General features: G+C 62.8%; 22 protein-coding genes and 1 pseudogene. 9 read left to right on the forward strand and 14 right to left on the reverse strand.

From position 1 onward, the window contains the following. Positions 1-72: 72 nt before the first annotated feature. Genes HMPREF1219_RS07375 through HMPREF1219_RS07395 form a run of 5 tightly spaced genes read right to left on the reverse strand, consistent with a single transcriptional unit; the run spans position 73 to position 4040 of the window. A complete protein-coding gene (locus HMPREF1219_RS07375) occupies positions 73-1269 on the reverse strand; it encodes a glycoside hydrolase family 76 protein (protein ID WP_016458268.1) in 1197 nt (398 codons plus the stop codon). 43 nt (positions 1270-1312) lie between these two features. Then, a complete protein-coding gene (locus HMPREF1219_RS07380) occupies positions 1313-1960 on the reverse strand; it encodes a TrmH family RNA methyltransferase (protein WP_040427437.1) in 648 nt (215 codons plus the stop codon). Next, positions 1947-2480 (reverse strand): orotate phosphoribosyltransferase, encoded by a 534-nt coding sequence (gene pyrE / locus HMPREF1219_RS07385; protein WP_016458270.1) that lies wholly within the window; start codon positions 2478-2480, stop codon positions 1947-1949. The genes HMPREF1219_RS07380 and pyrE overlap by 14 nt, the downstream gene beginning before the upstream one ends. Beyond that, complete coding sequence (locus HMPREF1219_RS07390) at positions 2477-3208, reverse strand: type III secretion system chaperone family protein (RefSeq protein ID WP_016458271.1); 732 nt, start codon at positions 3206-3208, stop codon at positions 2477-2479. The genes pyrE and HMPREF1219_RS07390 overlap by 4 nt, the downstream gene beginning before the upstream one ends. A 1-nt stretch (position 3209) precedes the next feature. Further along, positions 3210-4040, reverse strand: a complete 831-nt coding sequence (locus HMPREF1219_RS07395) for a sulfurtransferase (protein WP_016458272.1) — start codon at positions 4038-4040, stop codon at positions 3210-3212. A 305-nt stretch (positions 4041-4345) separates the two neighbouring features. Here HMPREF1219_RS07395 and HMPREF1219_RS07400 point away from each other — a divergent pair. After that, a pseudogene (locus HMPREF1219_RS07400) lies at positions 4346-5385 on the forward strand (LLM class flavin-dependent oxidoreductase). On the opposite strand, the gene HMPREF1219_RS07405 reads toward HMPREF1219_RS07400, so the two are convergent. Together HMPREF1219_RS07405 and clpB are read right to left on the reverse strand one after the other, a co-directional pair. Further along, positions 5363-6052 carry a queuosine precursor transporter gene (locus tag HMPREF1219_RS07405; protein WP_016458275.1) on the reverse strand — a complete coding sequence of 230 codons (690 nt, stop codon included), beginning with the start codon at positions 6050-6052 and terminating at the stop codon, positions 5363-5365. The pseudogene HMPREF1219_RS07400 and the gene HMPREF1219_RS07405 overlap by 23 nt on opposite strands. Positions 6053-6327: 275 nt before the next feature. Further along, positions 6328-8886, reverse strand: coding sequence for an ATP-dependent chaperone ClpB (gene clpB, locus HMPREF1219_RS07410; protein WP_016458276.1), 2559 nt, complete (start codon positions 8884-8886; stop codon positions 6328-6330). 319 nt (positions 8887-9205) lie between these two features. Here clpB and HMPREF1219_RS07415 point away from each other — a divergent pair, with 319 nt between their 5' ends. Genes HMPREF1219_RS07415 through HMPREF1219_RS07425 form a run of 3 tightly spaced genes read left to right on the forward strand, consistent with a single transcriptional unit; the run spans position 9206 to position 11783 of the window. Then, entirely contained in the window at positions 9206-10378 is a 1173-nt protein-coding gene (locus HMPREF1219_RS07415) for a YibE/F family protein (RefSeq protein ID WP_051120523.1), read from the forward strand. A 12-nt stretch (positions 10379-10390) separates the two neighbouring features. Further along, positions 10391-11539, forward strand: coding sequence for an FAD-binding oxidoreductase (locus HMPREF1219_RS07420; protein ID WP_016458278.1), 1149 nt, complete (start codon positions 10391-10393; stop codon positions 11537-11539). Positions 11540-11591: 52 nt separating this feature from the next. Next, positions 11592-11783, forward strand: coding sequence for a hypothetical protein (locus HMPREF1219_RS07425; RefSeq protein WP_016458279.1), 192 nt, complete (start codon positions 11592-11594; stop codon positions 11781-11783). A gap of 3 nt (positions 11784-11786) precedes the next feature. On the opposite strand, the gene HMPREF1219_RS07430 is transcribed toward HMPREF1219_RS07425, so the two are convergent. Further along, positions 11787-12560 (reverse strand): carbon-nitrogen hydrolase family protein, encoded by a 774-nt coding sequence (locus HMPREF1219_RS07430; RefSeq protein ID WP_016458280.1) that lies wholly within the window; start codon positions 12558-12560, stop codon positions 11787-11789. A gap of 48 nt (positions 12561-12608) precedes the next feature. Here HMPREF1219_RS07430 and HMPREF1219_RS07435 point away from each other — a divergent pair, with 48 nt between their 5' ends. Continuing rightward, positions 12609-13274, forward strand: coding sequence for a hypothetical protein (locus HMPREF1219_RS07435; protein ID WP_016458281.1), 666 nt, complete (start codon positions 12609-12611; stop codon positions 13272-13274). Positions 13275-13975: 701 nt separating this feature from the next. Next, a complete protein-coding gene (locus HMPREF1219_RS12825) occupies positions 13976-14209 on the forward strand; it encodes a hypothetical protein (RefSeq protein ID WP_156823265.1) in 234 nt (77 codons plus the stop codon). Positions 14210-14794: 585 nt separating this feature from the next. Here the strand turns inward: HMPREF1219_RS12825 and HMPREF1219_RS07450 are convergent. The 5 genes from HMPREF1219_RS07450 to HMPREF1219_RS07470 form a co-directional block, all read right to left on the reverse strand. Then, entirely contained in the window at positions 14795-15193 is a 399-nt protein-coding gene (locus tag HMPREF1219_RS07450; protein WP_016458284.1) for a heat shock protein transcriptional repressor HspR, read from the reverse strand. Between the two features lie 55 nt (positions 15194-15248). Next, complete coding sequence (gene dnaJ, locus HMPREF1219_RS07455) at positions 15249-16415, reverse strand: molecular chaperone DnaJ (protein WP_016458285.1); 1167 nt, start codon at positions 16413-16415, stop codon at positions 15249-15251. Between the two features lie 67 nt (positions 16416-16482). Then, positions 16483-17154 carry a nucleotide exchange factor GrpE gene (gene grpE / locus HMPREF1219_RS07460; protein ID WP_016458286.1) on the reverse strand — a complete coding sequence of 224 codons (672 nt, stop codon included), beginning with the start codon at positions 17152-17154 and terminating at the stop codon, positions 16483-16485. Continuing rightward, entirely contained in the window at positions 17154-19004 is a 1851-nt protein-coding gene (gene dnaK / locus HMPREF1219_RS07465; RefSeq protein WP_016458287.1) for a molecular chaperone DnaK, read from the reverse strand. Before dnaK ends, grpE begins: the two co-directional genes overlap by 1 nt. A gap of 262 nt (positions 19005-19266) precedes the next feature. Further along, a complete protein-coding gene (locus HMPREF1219_RS07470) occupies positions 19267-19914 on the reverse strand; it encodes an MOSC domain-containing protein (protein ID WP_040427576.1) in 648 nt (215 codons plus the stop codon). A 94-nt stretch (positions 19915-20008) separates the two neighbouring features. On the opposite strand from HMPREF1219_RS07470, the gene HMPREF1219_RS07475 reads away from it, so the two are divergent. From HMPREF1219_RS07475 to HMPREF1219_RS07485, 3 genes are all read left to right on the forward strand, one after another. Beyond that, complete coding sequence (locus HMPREF1219_RS07475; RefSeq protein ID WP_016458289.1) at positions 20009-21151, forward strand: saccharopine dehydrogenase family protein; 1143 nt, start codon at positions 20009-20011, stop codon at positions 21149-21151. A 110-nt stretch (positions 21152-21261) separates the two neighbouring features. Beyond that, positions 21262-22647 (forward strand): AI-2E family transporter, encoded by a 1386-nt coding sequence (locus tag HMPREF1219_RS07480; RefSeq protein ID WP_016458290.1) that lies wholly within the window; start codon positions 21262-21264, stop codon positions 22645-22647. A gap of 146 nt (positions 22648-22793) precedes the next feature. Next, on the forward strand, positions 22794-23243 hold the full coding sequence (locus tag HMPREF1219_RS07485) for an META domain-containing protein (protein ID WP_016458291.1): 450 nt from the start codon (positions 22794-22796) through the stop codon (positions 23241-23243). A gap of 404 nt (positions 23244-23647) precedes the next feature. On the opposite strand, the gene HMPREF1219_RS07490 is transcribed toward HMPREF1219_RS07485, so the two are convergent. Then, entirely contained in the window at positions 23648-24877 is a 1230-nt protein-coding gene (locus tag HMPREF1219_RS07490; RefSeq protein ID WP_084594722.1) for a HigA family addiction module antitoxin, read from the reverse strand. Positions 24878-25010: the final 133 nt, after the last annotated feature.

The raw sequence follows: 25010 nt of genomic DNA on the forward strand, positions 1-25010 counted from the left end.
CGGGAGATTTTTGACGTGTCTAACCCCTATTATGCACGAAGTAGCACACCGAGGGCTAGACCATGACCGGTATCACACTCGCGTGGCGGAGTACTTTTCCGCCACCCGGGCGGCCGCCTCCATGAGCATCCAGCCGGATAGCTGCACGGAAAAGTCCCGTTCCGCCACGGTGGACCCCAGGATCGTGCCGCGCTCACTGGTGGCGGGAACCGAGTTGCGTGGCAGCTGGGCATCCTCATCCCAGTGGTGTGGGAAAACAGGCAGGCCGTCTACTTCCAGGCGATGGCGCCACGCGGAGTCCGCGGAGTTGAGCACGAGCCGTGCAGCGAGGCGCTTGGTGGCGCGGTTGAGGTGGCTGTCCGAGGGGAGGCGGAGGGCAACCTCGGCAAGCGCGCGGGCGAGGATCCCGTTAAACAGGCCACCATCGCCACCGGCGGTGGGCCAGTTGAGCACGTAGTGGGTGGAGGCCAGGTGTGTCGCCGTGGCCTGCACAAGGTCACGCAGGAGCATGACGTGCGGAATGTAGGCGTCGGCGTTGTCGGCCTCGGCGTACTCCATGTTGTCGGCATCGCTGGGAGCCGTGGCCATGGCGCGCAGGGCGAGGGCGATCTCCAGCTCGGCCGTCATGAATGTGCCCTGGTTGTAGGGGTGGATATCGCGGTTAACCTCCGGGCCATGCATGGACATGCGGACGCCGTCCATGACGAGGAACTCGTCGCTGACGAGGTTGCGCTCGATCCAATCGGCGATGGAAATGGCGAGGTCGAGCCTGCCGGTGCGGGCACACATGATGGCCGCCGGCCCGTTGGCGGGCACGTTGAAGAAGTTTGCCCCCACCTTCCATGGCAGCACGCCGAGGGCGGGATCCACGCCGGAGATGATGTCGAACTCCAGCGTGTCAAGGGTGGACGGCGGTTGGATGCGCTGGGTGCCACGCAGGCGTCCGAGGGCAAGGGCCATCCAGGCCTTATCGTCGTAGTAACGGTTGCGGGTCAGTGGCCCGAGGTTGCGGATGCGGGCACCGCGGACGGTGCGCTTCAACCTTTTCACGCGCACGTTGGTGGCGCCGCGGGACAGGGCATCGATCTGACAATCGAGGTAGTGGGCCTGCCACCAATAGTGCCAGTGCAGAAACATCTCGTCGCGGCTGGCGGACGGCCACGCGACCACACCCAGGTTGGTTCCCGGGATACCCCACACCTTGGAGGCGTGGCGATCGTTGATCGCCGCCTCCGCAAGGTCGGCCCTGTGGGCCCACATCTCTAACACACTATTTCCTTCGCGGTCCTGCGCATTATTGTTACAGAATTATTTACCACGCTTTGGATAGGTCCGCATGTTGCCTAATCCAGGCGTGCATGGCGATGCCGGCGGCCACGCCCGCGTTGATGGAGCGGGTGGATCCGAACTGGGCGATGGACAGGGTCATCGTGGCGGCGTGCTGCGCCTCGGCGGTTACCCCTGGGCCTTCCTGGCCGAAGAGGAGCAGGCAGCGCTCAGGCAGGGTAGCCGTTTCCAGGGGCACGCTGCCGGGGATGTTATCTATCGCCACGAGGCTGAGCTCCTGCCCGCGCGTCCACTCCACCAGGTCCTCCACCGTATCGTGGTGCATGAGGTGCTGGTAGCGGTCGGTGACCATGGCGCCGCGGCGGTTCCACCGGCGCCTGCCCACAATGTGGACGGTATCCACGGCGAACGCGTTGGCGGTGCGCACGACGGTGCCGATGTTGGCGTCGTTTTCAAAGTTCTCGATGGCGATGTGCAGCGGGTGGCGGCGCGTATCGATATCGGCCACGATGGCCTCTCGCTTCCAGTACCGGTACGCATCAACAACGTTGCGGTGATCGCCCTCGCGGAGGAGCTCCGGATCATAGCGCGGGTCGGTGGGGTACGTCCCCTCCCAGGGGCCCACGCCGTGCCGTCCCTCGCCCCACTCGGTGGGGCCCTTAAGCGAGTCCAATGTCTTTGAGCCCCAGCAAATGGCGGTACTCGTAGCCGGCCTCGGCGAGGACCTGATCGGCCCCGGTCTCGCGGTCAACGACGGTGGCGATTGCGACCACCTCGGCACCGGCCTCCTCGCAGGCCTTGGCGGCGGTGAGCGGCGAGTTGCCGGTGGTGGTGGTGTCTTCCACCACGAGCACCCGCTTGCCCTTGATCTCCGGGCCCTCGATACGCCGCTGCATGCCGTGCTTCTTGGCCTCCTTGCGCACGATGAACGCGTCGATGGGGCGGCCCGAGGCGTGCATGATGGCGTCGGCAACCGGGTCGGCACCCATGGTCAGGCCGCCGACGGAATCGAACTCGAGGTCTTCCACCATCTCGCGCATGAGCTTGCCGATGAGGGCGGAGGCGCGGTGGTGGAGGGTGGCGCGGCGCAGGTCGACGTAGTAATCGGCCTCCTTGCCGCTGGAGAGGGTGACCTTGCCGCGCACTACGCAGAGGTCGGAAACGAGCTGGGCTAATTCTTCTTTTTCAGTCACGAATCTAGTTTATCGTCAAAGATGGAACTCGGTTCCATCTGCCGGGTTGCCTGCGCGGGACGCGCCCCGGTTCCCGTGGCGGAGGGCTTGGTGGGCACGTTTTCATCACCGATGGGCTGGACCTCATCGGCGGCAACAACGTGCTCCCCTGTCTCCCCCAGCCGCGTGCCCACAGCGCGTTGTGGCAGCTCCACGGCGGGCCCCTGCGGCAGCGGCTCGGGTTCGGAGGAATCCAGCCGCCTCGTACGCAGCGGCCGCGTGGGATCCATCCCAACGAGGGCGAGTTCGCGGTAGCCACCTGCGGGAGGAAGCGCGTAGGCGGCGTCGGCAAGCTGAGTGAGCTGGGGGAAAGCCGTGGCAGACCCCTCGATCACCACCCACTCACCGGTGAGGTAGGCGCGGGTCACCGTCTCCGGGAGGCTCGCAAGAGCCTCGGTCACCCGAGCGTCCGGAAAGGAACCGTCCAGCTCCACAGGCTTATCGACGCTCTCATCCCGCCGCACAGCACACACCGGCACGCCGTCCCGAATCCCCGAAAACGCCTCGTAGCCGCCGACAATGCCGCGCGAAACCTGCTTGCCGGGGAACTCCTCGCACGAGCCCACGTACGTGAAGCCGTTATCCTCGGCCCACTTTTTCAGCGGCAGCGGCTCCGCGGTGCCGCGGCGCACGAGGTACACGCCGACGGCGAGCAGCACGAGGGCGAAGACGATGAGACCCAGGCGCATCTTATTCGCCCGTAGCCACGGGATTCGACGGATCGGCGCACCACATGGACCAGCCGCCGAGGTACGTGGCGGCGCCTGTCAGCCCCGCCAGCTCCATGGCGATGAGGCCCTGGGCGGAGTGCAGGCCGGAACCCGAGTACAGGATGACTTCCGAGCCATCCTTCACACCCTTGGACACGAACGCCTCGCGGATCACCTGCGGATCCTTGAACGTGCCGTCATCGTTGAGGAACGCGGCGGTGGGCACATTGACCGCGCCCGGAATGTGGCCCGCCTTGAGATCGAGGCGCTCCGTCTTGCCCGTGAAGCGGTTGCGGCCACGCGTATCCACGAGGAGGCCCGAGTGCTTCTTCACATCCTCGGTGGTGACGATGGGCATGTGGCCCGGATCGACGGTGATGCGGCCCTGGCTCGGCGGGTTGCCGGGGCCACCCATGACCGGGTACCCGAGCTCGCGCCACTTGGTCAGCCCGCCGTCCAAAACCTTGACGTTATTCACTCCGGCCCACTTGAGCACGAACCACGCGCGCGCCGCGAGGATGCCGCGCGCCTCGTCGTAGCAGATAATCGGGCGATCTTCACTCAAGCCCCAGCGGTCAAACCAGCGCTGGAGGATAGTGGCATTGGGAAGCGGGTTGCGGCCGCCTTCCTTGCTCGGCGTGCCGGCCAGCGCGTTGGCGGCATCGCAGAACTGGGCCGTGGGGATGTGCCCCGCGTTGAAGAGGGCAAACCCGTCGGTGCGGGACTCCTCATACATCGCGTGGAGCAGCATCTGCTTGCCACCACTTTGAAGGCTGTCTTGTAACTCTTGCGGGCTCACGAGAATACTCATGCCACCCAGTCTATGTTCCCGCGGGGAAATTGCCCACTGCACTGTGCGGTTTACGGTCGCGCCACGCGCGTGATGCGCGAGCCGGAATTACGCTTCCTATTTTGCCCCGCCGCTTCGGCATAACGCCCGCGCGCGCCACGCGCTACGCAAAGTTCCAATAAATTACTGGAACTTTGCGGGGGCGTAAAACTAAACCCCCAGGTCGCGTTTGGCAAAGTTCCAGTAATTTACTGGAACTTTGCGTCACCTGAAACGTCGGCGTACTAACCCTCGACTATTGTGGACACATCACCCATAATGGAGACTTGAAGAAATTTGGATTCTTAAGCTTCGGACACTACGCCATCGGCCACCAGTGCGGAATAACCGCCGCCGACTCCCTGAAACAATCTCTCGACTTCGCCCAGGCCGCCGACAACCTCGGCGTGAACGGCGCCTACTTCCGCGTGCACCACTTCGCGCCGCAGGCCGCCTCCCCCATCCCGATCATGAGCGCCATCGCCGGCTCCACCAAACACATCGAGGTGGGCACCGGCGTCATCGACATGCGCTACGAAAACCCCTACTACCTCGCCGAAGAGGCCGCAGCCCTCGACTTGCTTTCCGACGGGCGCGTCGCCCTCGGTGTCTCGCGCGGATCACCGGAGCCCGCCAAGGACGGGTGGCGCGCCTTTGGCTATGACGCCGAGCAGAAAAACGGCTCCGACATGGCTCGCCGCAAGTTCCTCCAGCTGCTCTCCGCCGTCCGCGGCGAGGCCGTCGCCGAGGCCGATACCCTGGAGCGCCAGTACCCGCAGATGTACCAGCCAGGCACGCCGCTGCCCATCTTCCCCCACTCCCCGGCCTCGACCGGCGGATTTGGTGGGGCTCCGGCACCAACGCCACCGCCGTGCAGGCCGCCAAGGACGGCGTCAACCTCATGAGCTCCACGCTTGTCAGCGAGGCCGACGGCTCCTCGCTCGGCGATATTCAGGCCGAGCAGATCCGCCAGTACCGTGAGGCCTGGGATCACGACTGGACTCCGCGCGTCTCCGTCTCGCGCACCGTGTTCCCCATCGTGGACGACGAGACCCGTCGCCTGTTTGCCCTCCACGGTGAGAGCCACGATCAGATCGGTTCGCTGGGTGAGGGACGGCAGGTCACGTTTGGGAAGACGTATGCCGATGAGCCTGATCGGATCGTCGAAAAGCTAGAGAAAGACAAAGCGGTGATGGACGCGGACACCCTCATGCTCACCATCCCCAACACCATGGGCGTGGACGTGAACGTGAAGATCCTTGCAGCCTTCGCCGAGCACGTCGCGCCCGCGCTGGGGTGGGAACCTAGTAATCTTCCCGGCGCTTAACCCAGCCGATGGCAGAATAGGTGACGGGCAGGAGGACAACCTCAATGAGGGTTTTCCACACGAAACCGACGGCCACGTAATTGACAAACGCACCGCCCGAATCGATGCCGATGACCGGCGCCGCAATGGTGCAAAAAATGAGAGTATCGCCGAACTCACCGACGATCGTTGACCCGATAAGGCGCGCCCACATGGACTTTTCTCCTGTGCGCGCCTTGATCTTTACCAACGTCCAGGAGTTGAGCAGCTGGCCCACGAGGTAGCCTGCGAGCGAGGCGGCGACGATCTGCGGCACGAGGCCGAGGGTGGCGGCGAACGCATCTTGCCCCTCGTAGAAGCTCGCCTGCGGCAGATAAATCGCGATGTAGAAGCTCACCACCGCCAGGATCATGCAGCCGAAGCCCAAGAAGATGGCCCGGCGCGTTGCCTGGAAGCCGAAGCACTCGGAGAGGACGTCGCCGACGACGTAGGCGATGGGAAAGAGGAAGAAGGCGCCGTCGAGAACGAACGGGCCGATCTCCACGCCCTTGGTGGCGTTGATGTTGGAGATGAGGAACACGACCACGAACACCACGACGAGCGGGGTGTAGAAGGATCGCTGGATTTCGATGTGGCGGGGTTTTCCGGACGCGGCCGCAGCCACGCCCTGCCCAGACCCGGGTCTCATTGTCATAGGTAGAAAATGTAGCGGGTGCGGGGACGGCTTTGGGATCGGGGTGGTTGTTACTTACGGATTTTTGGCGCTGCGCCGGGTGCGCGCGCAAAGTTGTATGAAATTCATACAACTTTGCGAGGTTTGAAAACTGAAAGCCCAGGTCGCGTTTTGCAAAGTTGTGTGGATTTCATACAACTTTGCGGCTGGGTGGAAATCGCTCCCGCAGGCAGGGTGTGGGCAGGCGAAAGCCCCCGCTGCGGAGGGCAGCGGGGGCGGGAGGCTCGCGGTTAGCGCACGGGCGCGATGTCGAGGCTTTCGCCGTCTGCGGCAACGTCGACATGGACGGTGTCGCCGTCGCGGACATCGCCGGCCAGGAGCTTCCGGGCGAGGGTGTCGCCGATGGCCTGCTGGATGAGGCGACGCAGCGGGCGGGCGCCGTAGGCCGGGTCGTAGCCGCGGCTGGCAAGCCAGCTCTTGGCGGCATCCGAGACCTGGAGGGTCAGGCGGCGGGCGGCAAGGCGCTCGGCGAGCTGACCGACCTGGATATCGACGATGCCGGTGAGCTGCTCGGGGCTCAGGGCATCGAAGACGACCACGTCATCGAGGCGGTTGACAAACTCAGGCTTGAACGTCCGCTTCACGGCGGCCATCATCTCGTCCTTGGTGCCACCGGCACCCAGGTTCGAGGTGAGGATGAGCAGCGTGTTGCGGAAATCCACGGTGCGACCCTGGCCGTCGGTGAGGCGGCCATCGTCGAGCACCTGCAGGAGGATATCGAACACATCGGGATGCGCCTTCTCCACTTCGTCGAAAAGCACAACAGTGTACGGACGGCGACGGACAGCCTCGGTGAGCTGACCACCCTGGTCGTAACCGACGTATCCGGGCGGGGCGCCGACGAGGCGGGCGACGGAGTGCTTCTCCCCGTACTCGGACATATCGATGCGGACCATGGCGCGCTCGTCGTCGAAGAGAAACTCCGCGAGCGCCTTGGCCAGCTCCGTTTTGCCCACGCCGGTGGGGCCGAGGAAGAGGAACGAGCCGGTCGGGCGGTTCGGATCCGCAACACCGGCGCGCGCACGGCGGACCGCGTCGGACACGGCGGTGACGGCATCCGTCTGGCCGACGACACGCTTGCCCAGCTCAGCCTCCATATGGAGGAGCTTTTCGGTCTCGCCCTGCAGCATCTTGCCGGCGGGGATGCCCGTCCACGCGGAGACAACCTCGGCGATGGTGTCCGGGGTGACCTCCTCGGTGAGCATGGTGTCCTGCTCGGAGTTCACCACCTGCTCGGCCTCGGCGAGGGCCTTCTCGGCCGCCGGGATCTTGCCATAGCGGATCTCGGACAGCTTGGCCAGGTCACCCTCGCGCTCGGCCTCCTCGGACTCAGTGCGCAGGCGATCGAGCTCCTCCTTGGCCTTTTGCACATGGCTGATGGCTTCCTTCTCGTTGGCCCAGCGGGCGCGCAGCTCGGAGAGCTTTTCCTTCTCGTCGGCAAGCTCGCGGCGCAGCTTCTCCAACCGCTCCTTCGAGGCGGCGTCGGTTTCCTTCTGCAGCGCCAGCTCCTCTACCTCGAGACGGCGGACGATGCGCTCGGCCTCGTCGATCTCCTGCGGCGAGGAGTCGATCTCCATGCGCAGGCGGGACGCGGCCTCGTCGATCAAGTCGATGGCCTTATCCGGCAGGTAGCGGTTGGTGATGTAGCGATCCGACAGCGTCACGGCCGCCACGAGGGCGGAGTCCTGGATGCGGACACCGTGGTGCACCTCGTAGCGCTCCTTCAAGCCACGCAGGATGCCGATGCCATCCTCGACGGACGGCTCACCCACGTACACCTGCTGGAAGCGGCGCTCGAGGGCGGCGTCCTTCTCAATGTACTTGCGGTACTCGTCCAGGGTGGTGGCACCCACCAGTCGCAGCTCACCGCGCGCAAGCAGCGGTTTAATCATGTTGCCGGCATCCATCGCCGAATCACCGGTCGCGCCGGCACCGACGATGGTGTGCAGCTCATCGATGAAGGTGATGATCTCGCCCTCGGCGTTCTTGATCTCCTCCAAGACAGCCTTGAGGCGCTCCTCGAACTCGCCGCGGTACTTCGCGCCGGCAACCATGGAACCCAGATCAAGGCTGATGAGCTTCTTGTTCTTCAAGCTCTCCGGCACGTCACCGGCGACAATGCGACGGGCAAGGCCCTCGACGATGGCGGTTTTACCCACGCCGGGCTCGCCGATGAGCACCGGGTTGTTCTTGGTGCGGCGGCTGAGCACCTGCATCACGCGGCGGATCTCCTGATCGCGGCCGATGACCGGGTCGATCTTGCCCTGGCGGGCACGCTCGGTGAGATCGGTGGAGTACTTTTCCAGGGCCTGGAACTGGTTCTCCGGATCCGCGTTGGTGACCTTGTGGCCGCCACGAACCTGCTCGAAGGCTGCCTTAATGTTCTCGTAGGTGGCACCGTGGCGGGCGAGCATCTTGGCCGCGTCCGAATCGCCGCGAGCGATACCTGCGAGAAGCACTTCGGTGGAGACGTACTCGTCGCCAAGCTCGCCGGCGAGTTCCTGGGCGGCGTTGAAAGCGTTGAGGGCACTGCGGTTAAAGTTCGGGTTGGCCATATTGGAGCCTGATGCCGACGGGTAGCCATCGACTAGCTTGCGGGCCTCGGTGGCGATGACCTGCGGGGCAACCCCTGCTGCCTTGAGCACGGGGGCGGCGACGCCGTCCTGCTGCTCAACGATTGCTACCAGGATGTGCGCGGGGCGAATATCCGGGTTGCCTTTGCCGGAGGCGAGCTGCAAAGCGGTCTGCAGGGCCTCCCCTGTTTTGGTTGTTGGTGTGAAATCACTCATGATTCATCTTCTCCTTTTTTGGTTAGTCATCTAGTACAACGCACCACAGGTTGAGTATGTTCCACTCAAGGCAAACTTTTTTTGAGCCTTCCTCACTCAACTTTACCGGCGCGCACTCAGCCCCGCTACAATCGAAAAGACCTCCCAGTTAGGGGTAGAATCACCCGGTCACCACCGAGACCGGAGCAAGGAGGACGACGCCATGGCCCGCCACGCCAAACCGACTTCTACGACGGACGCAACTGTCGCGTCCAGCTCGTCCTTTACAGCGGGTTCGCCTTTTAAAGCGGGTTCGTCATTTATGAAGAACCCGTCAAACATGACGAACCCCCAACGGCTGCTCCTCGCGTTCATCGGGATCTGCGGCGCGCTCACCCTCGCGGGACTCGTTCTGCTGTGGCCACCGTCCACCGCCCCCGCCATCAGCGATTCGTTTTCGAGCTCCTTTGGACTCAACCAGGAGTACGTGCGCGGCACCGTCACGGCCGTCGACCCCGGGGGCTGCCCGCCGCCGAACGAGGAGGGCTGTAAGCGCAACACCGTCCGCATCGAGGAGGGCCCCAACAAGAGCATTTCTACCCACCTCATTACCCACGAGGTGGCGGGCGAGCCGCAGCTCAACCAGGGGGACAAGGTGCTGCTCACGCAGACGCACACCCCCGACGGATACACCTACGCATTCGGCGATTACCAGCGCGGAGTACCGCTAGCCATGTGGGGGATCGTCATCTGCCTCGCCATCGTCGCCCTGGCCGCGTGGTACGGGGTGCGCTCCCTCATTGGCCTCACCTACTCCCTGGGTGTGATCCTCTTCTTCCTCGTCCCGGCGCTTCTGCACGGCGGTCCGGCGATCCCGCTGGCGGTGACGGCGGTGAGCGCCATCGTCATCGTCTCAGTACCGCTCGTCCACGGCCTCAACTGGAAGTCCGCCTCCGCGCTCAGCGGCACACTTGTCTCGGTGCTGGTCACCGCCGTGTTGGCCACGTGGGCGATCGGCTCCACCAACCTGCGGGGGCTTGGCAATGACGAAAACCTCAACCTCGTGCTCTATTTGCCTGAGGTGCAGATCCTCGGCGTCATGATGTGTGGCTTTATCGTCGGAGCCGTCGGCGGGCTCAACGATGTCACCGTCGCGCAGGCCTCCACCGTCAAAGAGCTTGTTGGCGCGGACCCCACGGCCCGGCCGTGGCAGCTGTTTTCCTCCGCCATGAAAGTGGGCCGGGATCACGTGTCCTCCATGACGTACACCCTCGTTCTCACCTACACGGGCGCGGCGCTGCCGATGCTGTTAATACAGTATGTTTCTACTCGCTCCGCCGGCCTCATTCTCACCGGCGACGAGGTGGCCACGGAGTTGCTCCGCTCCGGGACGGGCGCGCTGGCCATCGTGTTCGCTGTCCCGATTACCACAATTATCGCGGCTTTTGTCATCCCACGCCGTCAAACGCTGTACACTACAACTACAGTAGATAACGATTCGGTAACGCCCTAAGGACTAAGCACCGTGGATGACACACTTTCCCCCGTAGCCGAAAGGCTGCGCTCCGTCTCACCCGAGTTCCACGAGCACGTCCGCGCTGCCTTCTTTGAGAAGTGCCCCGAGACCATGCTCGTGTTTCCTCTGCACAAGCAGAACGTGCACGCCGACATGGGGCGAGCCCTCTCGTTTGTGTTTGAGCGCACGCCGGTCTCCGGCCACATCACCGACGAGATGCGTACGCTCGTCACCCAGCTGGGCAAGGATCACCGTAAGTACAACGTCTCACCCAAGTACTTCCACCCGTTTGTGGAGGCGCTTCGCGACGGACTGTTCTCCCTCTGCTCCGATTTATCGTTCCGGTACCTCGTCGGGGCGGATACGGCACTGGGCGAGATCTCAACGCTCCTGGCCCAGTCCATCGCCCGCGACGATTCTGCTGGCATCCCCCGCAACTACTCGGCCACTGTGGTGGACGTACAGCGCCGTTGCCGACGCATCTCCGTGGTGCGCCTCAAAACGCGCACCCCCATCAACTTCCAGCCCGGCTCTTATTTCCCCATTTCCTCCGAGGTCACGCCCGGTATTTGGCGCTTTTACACCTCGGCGTTGCCCGCCACCGAGACCGGCGAAATGGAGTTCCACGTGCGCACCAACCCGCAGGGCATGTCCTCGGTACCGCTGGCAAACTCCCGCGTGGGCGACACATGGCTGTTGGGCAACCCGTACGGCCGAGTAGCTATCGACGGGGACAAGGACGTGCTCATGATCGCCAACTCGGTGGGGCTCGCCCCACTGCGCTCCCTCATCTTGAGCCAGGTGGGGATGCTCAACCCGGCGCGCGTGCACCTGTTCTTCGGCGCCGAGTACCCCGGCGAGCTCTATGACCTGCGCACCCTGTGGGATGTGGCCTCCACCTCCCCGTGGCTCACGGTCACCCCGGTGGTGGAAAACGAGAAGGATCCGTGGTGGGTGAGCCCCACCGAGTGGTGCACTGCGCCGCGTGGCTTGAACGTCACCGAGCACGGCACGCTGGAGGAGGTTCTCCCCCGTTACGGCGCGTGGTCCGACCGGCAGATTCTCATCGCCGGCCCGCCCGCATGGATCCCCACCATGCGCGATGCCCTGGTCCGAAACGGCACGCCACCACAGAACATCCTGTACAACGCACTCTAGGATCAACTCATGAACAGTAAAAAACCGGGAATCCTCCGGCGAGTTCATCGCCTTGAGCATCGTCTTCTTCGTGCTCGCGGTGCCGCTGTTTGGCCTGTTTAGCCTTTTGACGGTCCTCATTTTCCGCACAACCGCCGAGTGGGCCGTCATCCTCGGCGGGTTTGTCGGTCCCATCTTCGCCGCCGTCATCGCGCACAAGGCGACGCGGCGGCCACCGCGCGGCACCGACGATTCGGAGGAGTAGGGCTTAGTCCGCCTCGAGAACCGGCAGCGTCGTGCGGGCCTTGTCCACCACTGCGGGATCGATCTCCGCGTAGAGGATCCCCTGCTCGTGGCCCAATTCTTTAACCACGCCACCGAACGGGTCAATGACTGCGGAGTAGCCGACGCCGACGGGGTCGGTGCGGCCGTCGTCAAGAAAGCCCTGATCCGCGGCGAGAATGAAGCACCCGCTGTCGAGCGCCCGGGCGCGAATGAGGAGCTTCCACTGGTACTCCTTGGTGTTACCCGGCGTCCAGCTTGTGGGCACGATGATCGCCTGGGCACCCCGGCGCGCCATTTCCTTAAAGAAGGCGGGGAAGCGAATATCGAAGCAGATGGCCACGCCGAAGGTGATGCCATCGACGTCGAAGGTGACGATGTTGTCGCCCGGGGCGACGGAGTCCGATTCCGCGAAGCCGAACGCGTCGTAGAGGTGCATCTTGTCGTACATGAGTGGCTCGGCGTGGGGGCGGGCAATGAGCGCCGTGTTGAAAACACGCCCGTCTTCTGCGGGCCGGAACGTTCCGCACACAACGGTGACCGACAGAGCGCGGACAAGCCCCTGGATCAGCGAGGAAAACCAACCGAAACGCTCGGCAGACCCGGTGAGCGGGCCGGCGCCGAACGCGTGCATCGTCGCCTCGGGCAGGACAATGAGGCGGGCACCGGCTGCAGCGGCCTCGCGGATAGAGGACTCCACCAGCTTCGCGTTCGCCTCAATATCGCCTGAACTATTGATCTGACATAGTGCTACCAACATGGTCGCGATTGTAGACTTATCTCAAATACCAGTGCACGAAAGGCGAACATGAAAATCACCATCCCCGGCATCGGCGAGTTCGACGCCCTCCAGGTCGCAGGCGCAGTCCTCGGCGTGATTACCACGCTCAGCGCCATCATCGGCATCGCCGTCTCCGCCACCCAGCCCGCGCCACCGCGCGAAACCACCTGCAACTGGGCAGGCGACGAGATCCCCGTCATCGACGGCACCTCCGTCGCCCTGTTGGCCAAGTCGCCCGCCACGGTGAAACTCGCCGGCTTCACCGCCGGCGACGCGCAGCTCGACCGCTCCGAGTGCCCGAGCTCGTACACCTCCACCGGTGAGGGCAACCCCAGCCTCACCATCACTGCACCCACGGATTCGCGCCTCTACCTGCACGTGGGCTACGACGATTCCAACACCGTGGACGGGCGCACGAAGGCCCCGTACACGGTGACGGTGAGCCGGCCCGGCAAGGAGGACACCGTGAGCGAGCTGGCCAACGTGTACGGCGGCCAGTTCTGGACGCTGGGGCTCACCGCCGGGGAGCCGACGACCATCACTGTCCATCCCACCACCGGCAAGGAGCCCGTCTACCCGGGGCTCATCATCGGCAGCCCGATCCTCGGTCCCGCCCCCGTCGCCCAGGAAGATGGAGACTCGAGCTCCAGTAGCTCCACGAACTCCGCAGATAACGGAAGCTCCGAGAAGTAGCTCGTCGGTTTTCCCGAGTCCACGCGTCACAAAAGGGCCCAGCATCGAAGAAAGCTGAGCCCTTTCTTCAACTCACAATTCGGCTAACGCCTGCGATTCATCGGAGGTCCATGTGTAAATGTGCTTGAACACACCTTTTGGTTTCCGAATCGAGGCTGCCGCGTTACCGATTCCATATCTGGGGGACTTGTGCTTCAGCGGGATCGGGGGAAAAGTGAAAAAACTCCCAGCGGTACAGCCACAGCTGGTGATCGTTGCGGAGGCTGCACGAGCAAGCCCACCCACGCGGGCCGATGATGACACTACATAATCCCACCGCTGAATCAACCAGGCCATGCTGAGACTAATTTCCTCCGAGCGCATGTGAGCAAATACCAACACAGCACGCAGGAGTTGGATCAGCCTTCGCTTCAACCCACCAAATATCGATATCGCCACTTTCACAGACTGGCAAGGTGGAATAATGCCTATAAGAGGCATTGCTATTCTCAGAGGAAATATCGGCCATCATACGCCTATGACACGAATTGGATTCCAAAATAATGCCCAGTGACATTACTCTGACCAGAACCTATTTCCTTGCAAAGGAAGAGGATTTGCCTCGGTGTTATCAGCGCTATCTCGAGCGAGTGGAGCGTGTGAAACAGTTCACTACCGTCTATCTAATCGCTGATTCGGAGTTCCATGAGGTGGATTCACTTGTGAAAAAGAATCTGCTTGACGATCTCCAGGCTCAGAGCGATGAACCGGTTGACGGGGACGAATGGGAAATGTACAGCTACTCCACCGCACTAGGAACGATAGATGAACCCATTGAGCCCGGGGCAACGGTGTCACGGTTGTGGGAGGACATGCTCCTGACCGATGATGAGGAGTGGCCACGATCCTTCATCAGCTCCGTTGACTTCTCGTCATTCATGTCACGGCCGAAGTAACAAGCGAATACAGCTCAACACAGTAGTGAAGACTGAAAGTAACCGGAGTAGATGCACAAGCTTTTTCTCCTCGGTGCCCTCATAAGTAGCTCCATTGGGCAACCGTTTTTTCGTCCAGCGACCAGAAGCTGTCGCGTGTTCTGCCCCACTCACAGGTACGCCACAGCCGGACAAGATCCGGAAAATGAAGTCTCTTAATCTAGTGCGCATCAAAATTAGGGGACGCTCGGGAAAAATCGGTCACGATAGACACGCCGGACAATACGATCGGGCTCAGCCGCCCTCGTAAAATCCCATCCCTTCGAGAAAAAGTGAATTGATCCGAACGGATAGCTACGGTGGTGGCCTCTCAAGCACAAACACGCCGAACCGTAACTCACAGATTCACCACGCGAACCGGCTCTTGCGACGACCCGTTTGGACCCCCAGCATTGGATTGGCGGACCCGGGCCGACATCACTTACACACCAGCCACACAAATGCTCCCCACCCGTTGAAATTGCACTTCACAATTCAACTGATGGGGGAGCACTTCGATTAAGAAGGCAACGCCGACCACGTCGCCTCTGCCCACAAAGCGCGACGCTAACGCCTGCGCTTCCACACCACTACTGCTGTGGAGGCGGGAACGTGGACGAGTTCGCCGCCGCGACGGGGGGCGTGTTCGAGCTTCTGGCGAAGCTCCTCGTTTTCCTCCTGCAGCTCTTCCAGGCGCCGCTCCAGCGCGGATTTCTCCTCCTGAAGCCTCGTGATCGCCTTTATTCCTGCGAGGTTGACGCCCTCGTCGTGGCTGAGCCGCTGGATTTCTCGCAGCTGCTCCACGTCCTGCTTGGTGTAGCGCCTGCCACCGCCGCGCGTGCGGCGCGGGGTGACAAGCCCCATGCGGTCGTAGGAACGCAGCGTCTGCGCGTGCATCCCCGCGAGCTCCGCCGCCACAGAGATGACGAAGACTTCGGTTTCCTGCGAATTATTTTCCTTAGACATCCGTCACCTCCTTTCTGTGACAGCACGCACGTGAGCTGACGCCCACGCCGACGCATTACTTGTGTTGTTTCATCCAATCCTCGCGCGGAGTAAAACCGGAGTCTTTCTCCGCCTGGGCGTACGAGCGCAGTGCGCTTGTGGCCGCCGGGTCGAGGTGGGTGGGAACCGTGACCGTGACGGTGACCATGAGGTCGCCACCCTTGACGCCACGCCCCTTGATCCTCAGCGTGCGGCCCGAGGGGGTTCCTGCGGGCAGCTTCACCTTGACGGGCTTACCCAGGGTGGGCACGGTGATCGTGTCTCCCAGGGCGGCCTCGGCGAACGTCACGGGGACGGTCACCTCAAGGTCATTGCCGTCGCGGGTGAACACCTTGTCCGGCCGGACGGTGACGTTGACGAACAGGTCGCCCGAGGGTTTCCCGTTCGGCCCCGCCTCGCCCTGGCCGGCGAGCCGCACTTTCTGGCCGTCGCGCACACCCTCAGGGATGCGGACGGTGATGGAGCGTGTTCGGCGCACGGTTCCGGTGCCGTGACAGTTGGAGCAGGGGTCCGTGATCTTCTTGCCACTGCCGCCGCAATCGGTGCAGGGCGCGGAGAACCCGAAGGCTCCCTTTTGCTCCGAGGTGAACCCCGTCCCGTGGCACGTCGGGCACGTGGTGGGGTTCCCGGATTTCGATCCTGACCCGTGGCACGTCCCGCAGGGCGCGTCGCCGGTCAGCTGGATGGGGATGACGGTGCCTTCCACGGCCTCGCGGAAGTCGAGCGTTATGTGCGTTTCGACGTCGGCCCCCCGCGACGGTTGCGCAGTGCGAGAAGCACCCCCGCCGCGGTTGAAAAGGCCACCGAGGATATCCCCAATGCCACCTTCGCCAGCAAATCCCGATCCGCCTTGGGTGAAGAACTCCGAGAACCCGCCGCCGTCCGTCGATGTGCGAAACCCACCCGGAAAGCCCGGGCCTCCGTTTCCGCCAAAGAACCGGCCGGAGCCGACCATGGCTTTGAACTCGTCGTAGTCCTTCCGCTTCTTCGAGTCGCCCACGACATCGTAGGCTTCGGCGGCTTTCTTGAAGCGTTCCTCCGCGGCTGGGTCGCCGGGGTTGGTGTCCGGATGGTTCTCACGCGCCAACTTCCGGTAGGCCCGCTTGATCTCATCCGCGCTTGCGGACGAGGAGACCCCCAGGTCCGCGTAATAGTCTTTATTAGCCCATTCGCTTTCTGCCACTGGGCATCTCCTCCTTTCCTTTACACTTCCTTATTCACTTGTTCATTTTATTGTCAACGAGACGTACTTAAGACTCGTTGTTCTCTGATTCGTCTGCCGAGGCGGCCTCGGGGGCCGGTTCATCGGCAGACCCCGACTGTGCCTCTTCCACATCGTCAATGATGACCATGGCGGTGCGGAGAAGGCGATCGTCGATCATGTAGCCTTTGCGGAGCACCACGCCGATGCGCTTCTCGTCGCCGCTGGACAGGTCCTGGACAGCCTCGTGGATCTCCGGGTTGAACTCGTCACCCGCGGCACCGAAGGGGGTCACCTTCAGCTGGCCGAGAATTCCGGCGAGCTTCCCGGCGAAGGCCTTGAGCGGGCCCTCCTTGAGGTCGCCGTGCTGTTCAGCAAGATCCAGATCGTCAAAGACGGGGAGGAACTTCTGCACCACGGACGATGTCGTGTGGTCGATGGTGGTCTGCCGGTCCTGCGCCGCGCGCTTACGGTAGTTCGCGTACTCGGCGCTGACCCGCTGCAGGTCATCGGTGCGTTCTGCGAGCAGTGCGGTGAGCTTGTCCTCCGGGGATTCCTCGGGAGCCTGCTCAGCGGTGTCGGCTGCGGCCGCCGCGTCGGCGGCGGTGTCCGCCACCTCCGCGTCAGCGACCGGTTCGCCACCGTCGGCACCGCCGACGGCCGACTCCGTCACCTCGGGCTCCTCAGGCGTGGGGTGCTCGCGGTTCTCGGGGTCACTCACTACTTGTCACCGTCCTTGTTGTCCGTGTCCTCGTCCACAACCTCGGCGTCAACAACGTTGTCGTCGTCGGAGCCGCCTGCGGCGCCGGCCTCCGTGGTGCCCTGGGCTGCCTCCTGAGCGTAGATGGCCTTGCCCATCTCCTGGGACTCGGTGGACAGCTTCTCCACAGCGCTCTTCACTGCGTCGATATCGTCGCCCTCGAGTGCTTTCTCCACGCCCTTGGCGGCCTCTTCCACCTTGGTGCGGATATCCTCGGACACCTTGTCCTTGTTCTCATCCATGAAGGAGCGCGTGGAGTAGACGAGGGATTCCGCCTGGTTGCGGATCTCCAGCTCCTCGCGGCGCTTCTTATCGGCCTCGGCATGCTCTTCCGCATCCTTGATCATACGGTCGATCTCGTCCTGGGACAGACCGGAGCCGTCCTGGATGGTGATGGTGTTCTCCTTGCCGGTGCCCTTGTCCTTGGCGGTCACGTGGACGATGCCGTTGGCGTCGATGTCGAAGGTGACCTCGATCTGCGGGATGCCACGCGGGGCCGGGGCGATGCCGCCGAGTTCAAAGGATCCGAGCAGCTTGTTGTGGGCCGCGATCTCGCGCTCGCCCTGGAACACCTGGATCTGGACGCTCGGCTGGTTGTCCTCAGCCGTGGTGAACGTCTGCGTCTCGCGCTTCGGGATGGTGGTGTTGCGCTCGATGATCTTGGTCATGACGCCACCCTTGGTCTCGATGCCGAGCGACAGCGGGGTGACATCAAGGAGCAGAACGTCCTTGACGTCGCCGCGGAGAACGCCGGCCTGGAGGGCGGCACCGACAGCCACAACCTCGTCCGGGTTGACGGACTTGTTCGGCTTCTTGCCACCGGTCAGCTCGGTCACGAGCTCCGTGACGGCGGGCATACGGGTGGAGCCACCGACGAGCACAACCTGGTCAATATCGGACGTGGAGATGCCAGCATCCTTAACTACCTGGTTGAACGGCTGCTTGGTACGGTCCAGAAGATCCTTGGTGATGTTCTGGAACTCGGAGCGGGACAGCGTCTCGTCCAGGAACAGCGGGTTCTTTTCAGCATCCACCGTGATGTACGGCAGGTTGATCGTGGCGGACTGCGAAGCAGACAGCTCGATCTTGGCCTTCTCGGCGGCCTCGCGCAGACGCTGCAGGGCCATTTTGTCCTTGGTCAGGTCAATGCCGTGGGAGGCCTTGAACTTTTCTACCAGCCAATCAACGATGCGCTGGTCCCAGTCATCGCCACCGAGCTTGTTATCGCCAGCGGTGGCCTTCACCTCGACCACACCGTCGCCGATCTCCAGCAGGGACACATCGAACGTGCCGCCACCGAGGTCGAACACGAGGATGGTCTGGTCCTTGTCGCCCTTTTCCAGGCCGTAGGCGAGTGCTGCCGCCGTCGGCTCGTTGACGATACGCAGGACGTTGAGGCCTGCGATCTGGCCGGCTTCCTTGGTGGCCTGACGCTGTGCGTCCTCGAAGTACGCAGGAACGGTAATGACGGCGTCCGTGACGTCCTCGCCGAGGTAGGCCTCTGCGTCCCTCTTCAACTTCATGAGCGTACGTGCCGAAATCTCCTGCGGCGTGTACTTCTTATCATCAATGGAAACGGTCCAGTCCGTACCCATGTGGCGCTTGACGGAGCGGATGGTGCGATCAACGTTGGTCACCGCCTGGTTCTTAGCGGACTGCCCGACGAGCACCTCGCCGTTCTTGGCAAAGCCGACCACCGACGGGGTGGTGCGGGAGCCCTCCGAGTTAGCGATGACGGTGGGATCCCCACCTTCGAGCACTGCCACAACCGAGTTGGTTGTACCGAGGTCGATACCTACTGCGCGTCCCATAATATTTTTCTCCTTCTTCGAAATCCGTTTGTCTACTGTCTCCCGGCCAGGTCTGTCACCACCGTGCCGGGGGAGTTGATTGAGCCTCACTCAATTTCAAGAGCCACTGTACCAGCACCCTTGAGCCTGCGCCACTCAATCTCACACTCAGTACAACACACCACGCCCAAAGTTATTCCCACTCGACTCAACTTTCTTTTTCCCGGCGCGCATTCGCGGTAAAAGACGAGGTCACGAGCGGGCGTCGACAAGCACAAGAACCCTAACCCCCGAGGAGCGCGACCATCCGCTCGTGGTACATCACCGGCAGGCAGCGGGCAGCAACCAGCCGCCGGGCGGCCTGTTTATCGCCGCACGCGCCCGCGAAGACTTCCCCCATGGTCACCCCGTGCCCCGGCACGTCCACCACGACCAGCTCGTCTCCCGCGTGCACCGTCCCCGGCGTAATAACCCGCAGGTAGCTGCCCGTGCGGCCGTGCGCGGTGAACCGCTTGATCCACCCCGGCTCACCCATCCAGCCGGCGAACGTACGGCACGGCGTGCGGGAAACGGACACCTCCACCACGGCGCTGCCGATGCGGAAGCGGGTGTTGACCACCGCGTCCTCCCAGGCGATGCCGGTAGTGGTGAGGTTTTCCCCGAACGCCCCGTTGGCCAGTTTTCGGCCGAGCTCGCCCTCCCACCAGTCAAGCTCCTCCCGCGCGAACGCGTACACTGCTTTTTGCGCGCCACCGTGGTGCTTGGTATCCCCCACGAAATCGCCCACCACCCCGGAGCCGTCGCCGTAGTGGGGACCGGGGATGAACAGCTCGAGGGAGGAAACGGGAACCTTCGCCATCCCGCTCATCCGCGCGCTACCGCCCGGGTCCGTGTGGGCAACTGCGCGATTGCACGAAATCACTGTAGCCATGCACACAGTGTAGCCAGGCACGCAGCGCGACAAGGCGTACTGCGCGACAAGTACGACAGAGCGCGCAGCGTGACAGACGTGGAACAATGGGCCCATGGATTTGGACATCATCATTTTTGGCGCCACCAGCTTCGTGGGACAGCTCACCGCCCTCTACCTGCGCGAGACCTACCCCGACCTCAAGCTCGGCCTGGCCGGGCGCAGCCAGGAGAAGCTCGAGGCGCTGGGCATCGAGGCGCCGCTCATTATCGCCGACGCCAACGACCCGGCGGACATGGACTTCCTCGCCGAGCACGCCCGCGTGGTGATCTCCACCGTCGGCCCATACACCCGCTACGGCGCGCACCTCATCATGGCCTGCGCGGAGCGTGGCACCGACTACGTCAACCTGTGCGGGGAGGCCCCCTTCATCCGCCAGATGATCGACCAGTACCAGGCCACGGCCCACGAGACAGGAGCCCGCATCGTGCAAGCCTGCGGGTTCGACTCCGTCCCCAGCGACATCGGCATGTACGAGCTCTCCCGCCAGGCGGAGGAGCCATTTACCAAGGTCACTATGGTGGTCACCGACCTCAAGGGCGGGCTTTCCGGCGGCACCATCGCCAGCATGAAGGAATCGCTCGCAGCGCAGGAAAATCCGGACACCGCCATCCACGGCAAGTACTCGCTGTGCCCCGACCCGGCCAGCGAGGCCAACCCGGGCGGCCAGAAGGACATGGACATCGACCGCACCCCCGAGGGCTGGGCCGGACCGTTCTTCATGGCCGGGTTCAACACGCGGATCGTCCGGCGCTCCAACAGCCTCCTGGATCACCAGTACGGCCGCGAGCTGCGCTACACCGAGCGCCAAAAGACCGGCTCCAAGCTCGCCGCCATAGCGCTCGCCGCGGGGCTCGGCGTGGCGTTCAAGGCCGTCACCACCGACGGCCCGTGGCAGCGCCTCATCCCCCAGCCTGGCACCGGGCCGAGCGAGAAATCCCAGGAAGCCGGGCACTTCACCACCGTGCACCACGGCATCACAACAACTGGAAAGCACTGGGCCACCACTTTCCGCGGCAACGAGGACCCCGGCTACAAGGGCACGGCGAAGTTCCTCGGCGAGGCCGCCATGACGCTCCTTGCCACCCCCGATCACACCGCCGGCGGCATCCTCACCCCGGCCTCCGGCCTCGGCGCGCCCTACATCGCGCGCCTGCGCGCCGCCGGGTTTACTATCTCCTCGCGAAAACTGGTGTAATCCGGCCTCACCTGGGCCTCCTCGTGGGTGTCACCCCACCCGAGCTACAAAAAACGTGCTATATGGGCTAAGCTTCTCGCCGTCTACTGCCTATATAGAGGAATGAGTTTATGAGCACTAGTAGGAGGGTCTCTCCCGACGATTACGTCGACGGTGAGACCCGGAAGGACCTCCACCAAGCCGTGGAGGATTCGCTTGCGGAGGCCAACGACGCCGACCCGCGCGAGGACCCGTTCCCGGAGTCCGGTGCCGACGGCGCCGATCGCTCCGTTGTGTTGAGCGCCGACGCGAAGATGGTTGCCGCCTGGGCCTGGCGCTTCATCGGCTTAGCCATCGCGCTGTGGATCTTGGGCAAGGTCATCGGCTCCGTGTGGGCCGGTATCCTCCCCATCCTCATCGCCGTACTGCTGTGTACGGTTCTGTGGCCGCCGACGAAGTGGCTGAAGGATCACAAGGTGCCGATGGCGCTGTCCGTGGTCCTCACCCTGCTCGGGTTCGTGGCCGTGTTCTCCGGCGTTGTTGCCGCCATCGCGCCGACGTTTAGCACGCAGGGCAAGCGCCTGTTTGATTCCGGCAAGGAAGGCGTCTACCGCCTCGGCGATTGGATCCAGGGCCCGCCACTCAACGTGCAGAGTGAGCAGGTAGACCAGGTTATTGACGAGGTGTTCGGCTGGCTGCAGGATCAGGCATCCAATATCGCCTCCGGCGTGTTCAGCGGCCTGTCCGCCGTCTCCTCGGCCGTGGTCACCTTCGGTGTTGCCGTGATCTTGAGCTTCTTCTTCCTGAAGGACGGCTCCAAGCTGCTGCCCACCATCCGTGGTGTGGTGGGCCAGAACGTGGGCTGGCACCTGTCTGAGGTGCTCACCCGCACGTGGAACACCCTCGGCGGGTACATTCGCGCCCAGGCCGCGGTGTCCGCCATCGATGCGGTCATCATTGGTCTTGGCCTGTGGGTGCTCAAGGTCCCCATGGCCCTCACCCTTGCTGTGATTACGTTCTTCGCTGGTTTCATCCCCATCGTCGGTGCGTTCTCGGCTGGCGCTCTGGCTGTGTTGATCGCGCTTGTCGACGGTGGGTTGAAGACGGCCATTTTCGCCCTCATTCTCATCATCTTGGTGCAGCAGCTGGAGGGTAATATCCTCTCCCCGATGCTGCAGTCCAAAGCCATGGATCTGCACCCGGTTGTTGTGTTGCTGTCTGTCACCGTCGGTGGCGGGTTGTTCGGCATCATCGGCGCATTCCTCGCCGTGCCGGTGGCCGCCACGGTGGCCGTGTGGATCCGCTACCACCAGGAGATGGTGTCCCTGCGCACGGGTGAGATCACCTACGATGACATCAAGATTTCCACCGCCGATGGGGATCCCTCCATCACGACGGAGGAGGCCTTTGCTAACGTCCGCGCCCGCTTCAAGCGCATGGGTGGTGGCCGCACGCAGGCCCGCACGGTTGTTGATTCCGCCGTTGAGGATCAGCGCTCCGAGGGCGACGAGGACTAGCCCCAACCGCACCGCAACTCGCTGCCGGCACCTGCCGGTGGCGAGTTTTTTGTGCATTGCCTCCGCACCTCGCCACTAGCAAAGCCTGCTCAAATTCCTAAACTTGGTTCAGCTGCCGTAAATCTGCGGTTGTTACCGTAGAAAGCATGTTTACACTCGCACATTCCGCCGTCGCATTGACCACCCTTCTATCCAGTACTTTTGGAGCCCCCGTGCCAGCCACTTCTGACCCCGCGCTACTGCTCACAGCATCTCACATCGCCGCCCACCCCGCCGCCACGGAGGCTGACCAGTTGCTAACCGGCAGCTGGCATGCCGTGGATTTCCCCGCCGTGACTCTCGATTTTTCCGCCCCCTCAAAACTGACTTACCAGGGCGATTGCAACCCCACCTCGCAGGCCGACGCGACGCTGACACCTGAGGGCACCCTCGTCGTCACCGGTGGTGGCACCACCCGTATGGCCTGCAGCCCGGAGGAAAACGAGCTCGGACAGCAACTACGCAGCGTGCTCCTCGCCCACCCGCAGGTATTGGCCGGGGACCACGGTGAGCTCGTCCTCCAGCACGGTGACAAGCGCATCGCTTTCCAGCGTTAGCACCCATCCCCGAAACTCACTGATGCCAGGAGCCACCATCCCCACAGATCGGTGGCTGTCTTCCTGACCCAACGGGCGCACCTTCCTTTCCCGCCGCGGCCCTGTGCGTCGAGGAAAATTGGAGGGCACACCTCTCCCAGTGACAGTTACAAAGGCGTGGGGCGGGCGCTCTTTGCGCCACAGTCCATCACGCTGGCGTAACTCCCCACCGTGGAAAATTCCGCGCTTCCCCACAATTGTTTCCTCGCTGGGGATGGATCTTCCACACTGCTAGATACTCCTACAACAGCTGCCGGGTTGTCTTTTCTTGTTCGGCCAGTTCTCGCGCCCAGGCGCCAGCATGCCACCGCGTCATCTGGCAAGCGGGGCGCCGGGGAACAGCGAGTATCACCGCTCTCAGGAGTTCACGCACCTATTTCCCGGCGCTCACCTACGAGGCGATACTTTCTAGGCGCTTCATTCTCATCGTCGCCCAGCACCTGGGCGATTTGATGAAATACTGCCAACCAAAATGCACCGTCTTGCTTGCGGCTAGCGGTCACTACAATGACTGGGTTTCCGCAGCGGTCAAAAGACGCAGTGCTGAGTCCAGAACCAGACGTCTCCAGCTCCGCGAGAAAAATTACGCCTGCTGTTTTCAACAAAGCGGTGACTGATTCAATTACCGTTTCAGGGTTGTTCTTAGTGATGCCTTGAAGCTCGGGCACGAGGTGGCGTAGCCTTCGCCTATCAAAACGAGGAACGTCAACCACCTTGTTGGCCCGGTTTCTAACGATAGCCAGCCACGTCCATCGCTCCCCTAGTGGCACGTCGCTTACCGCGCCGTGCAGGTTGGCAGCGGAAACTTGCCTTTCTACGACAGCCACTAACGCACGCGGGCTCGCTACCTGTAGCAACCGGTACAGCTCCTCGACGAGCTTCTCGGGAGTCCTCCACGAGCACCTGATCAGGCCCGTCTCCCGGAGCCGACTGATGCATTGTTTAGGAAAGAGACTTGTGACGGTATCGCTATCTTCTTCCGTCACCTCGATTTCTGACTGGCGCGCTTCGTAGCGAGCCTGCAGGGTGAGCCAGAATTCCACGGTGTAACCGGTGACTAGTTCGAGTTTGGTAGCCATTTCTCTACTGATCCGAACGTGACCCCGAATCAGCTGATTGAGATGCTTGACAGACACGTCGAGCCGTAGGGCCAACTCAGTCTGGGTCATCCCTTCGTTGTCCTCGAGCCACTCCTCAACATACGTGCCAGGGGGAAGTATGAGTGACGTTCGTGTGGGGCGCACCGCCATCTGGATCACCTCGCTTCCTCTCAGTGTGTGTCTTTTTTCTATTATGACTACCCGGTGTGTTTTCCCGTATTCCCCCACTGGTGGTGCCAGTAGGAGCCTGAAATTTCCGGTGAGATCACCAGATATTTTCCCTTTGTCGGCTCCACCACGTCTGCCGTCAAGAACATGCCAGCGCCCGGGACCACCGCTACCAACTCTGAGCATTTCAGCCACATCTTCGTAGCTGGATATCTCATTGAGACGGCGATCCCGATTCCTTAGTCCCTGCACACCGTAGTTCTTGCGAAATTCTCGGTCATCTTCGAACAGTCTCCGGGTACGTTCGTCCTTGTATCTGTACTCCAAATTTACCTACTGGGTAATAATTTAGCCACCCCACGTAACAGCGCGCACATGAGATTCCCCTACTCTCTAGGCAGTGTCAACTGTACAGGAGCATCACCATGCCCGACCATGATTGTGAGCCTCACTACTTAAC

The sequence above is a fragment of the Corynebacterium pyruviciproducens ATCC BAA-1742 genome (genome assembly GCF_000411375.1).
GTDB lineage: Bacteria > Actinomycetota > Actinomycetes > Mycobacteriales > Mycobacteriaceae > Corynebacterium > Corynebacterium pyruviciproducens.

Excerpts from the sequence above, each read along its gene's own strand:
- HMPREF1219_RS07405 (WP_016458275.1), bottom strand. The coding sequence starts at position 6,052 with ATGAGACCCGGGTCTGGGCAGGGCGTGGCTGCGGCCGCGTCCGGAAAA.
- HMPREF1219_RS07470 (WP_040427576.1), bottom strand. The coding sequence starts at position 19,914 with ATGGCTACAGTGATTTCGTGCAATCGCGCAGTTGCCCACACGGACCCG.
- HMPREF1219_RS07475 (WP_016458289.1), top strand. The coding sequence starts at position 20,009 with ATGGATTTGGACATCATCATTTTTGGCGCCACCAGCTTCGTGGGACAG.
- HMPREF1219_RS07435 (WP_016458281.1), top strand. The coding sequence starts at position 12,609 with ATGAAAATCACCATCCCCGGCATCGGCGAGTTCGACGCCCTCCAGGTC.
- HMPREF1219_RS07485 (WP_016458291.1), top strand. The coding sequence starts at position 22,794 with ATGTTTACACTCGCACATTCCGCCGTCGCATTGACCACCCTTCTATCC.
- HMPREF1219_RS07480 (WP_016458290.1), top strand. The coding sequence starts at position 21,262 with ATGAGCACTAGTAGGAGGGTCTCTCCCGACGATTACGTCGACGGTGAG.
- HMPREF1219_RS07390 (WP_016458271.1), bottom strand. The coding sequence starts at position 3,208 with ATGCGCCTGGGTCTCATCGTCTTCGCCCTCGTGCTGCTCGCCGTCGGC.
- HMPREF1219_RS07450 (WP_016458284.1), bottom strand. The coding sequence starts at position 15,193 with ATGTCTAAGGAAAATAATTCGCAGGAAACCGAAGTCTTCGTCATCTCT.
- dnaK (WP_016458287.1), bottom strand. The coding sequence starts at position 19,004 with ATGGGACGCGCAGTAGGTATCGACCTCGGTACAACCAACTCGGTTGTG.
- clpB (WP_016458276.1), bottom strand. The coding sequence starts at position 8,886 with ATGAGTGATTTCACACCAACAACCAAAACAGGGGAGGCCCTGCAGACC.
- HMPREF1219_RS07430 (WP_016458280.1), bottom strand. The coding sequence starts at position 12,560 with ATGTTGGTAGCACTATGTCAGATCAATAGTTCAGGCGATATTGAGGCG.
- HMPREF1219_RS07395 (WP_016458272.1), bottom strand. The coding sequence starts at position 4,040 with ATGAGTATTCTCGTGAGCCCGCAAGAGTTACAAGACAGCCTTCAAAGT.
- HMPREF1219_RS07415 (WP_051120523.1), top strand. The coding sequence starts at position 9,206 with ATGACGAACCCCCAACGGCTGCTCCTCGCGTTCATCGGGATCTGCGGC.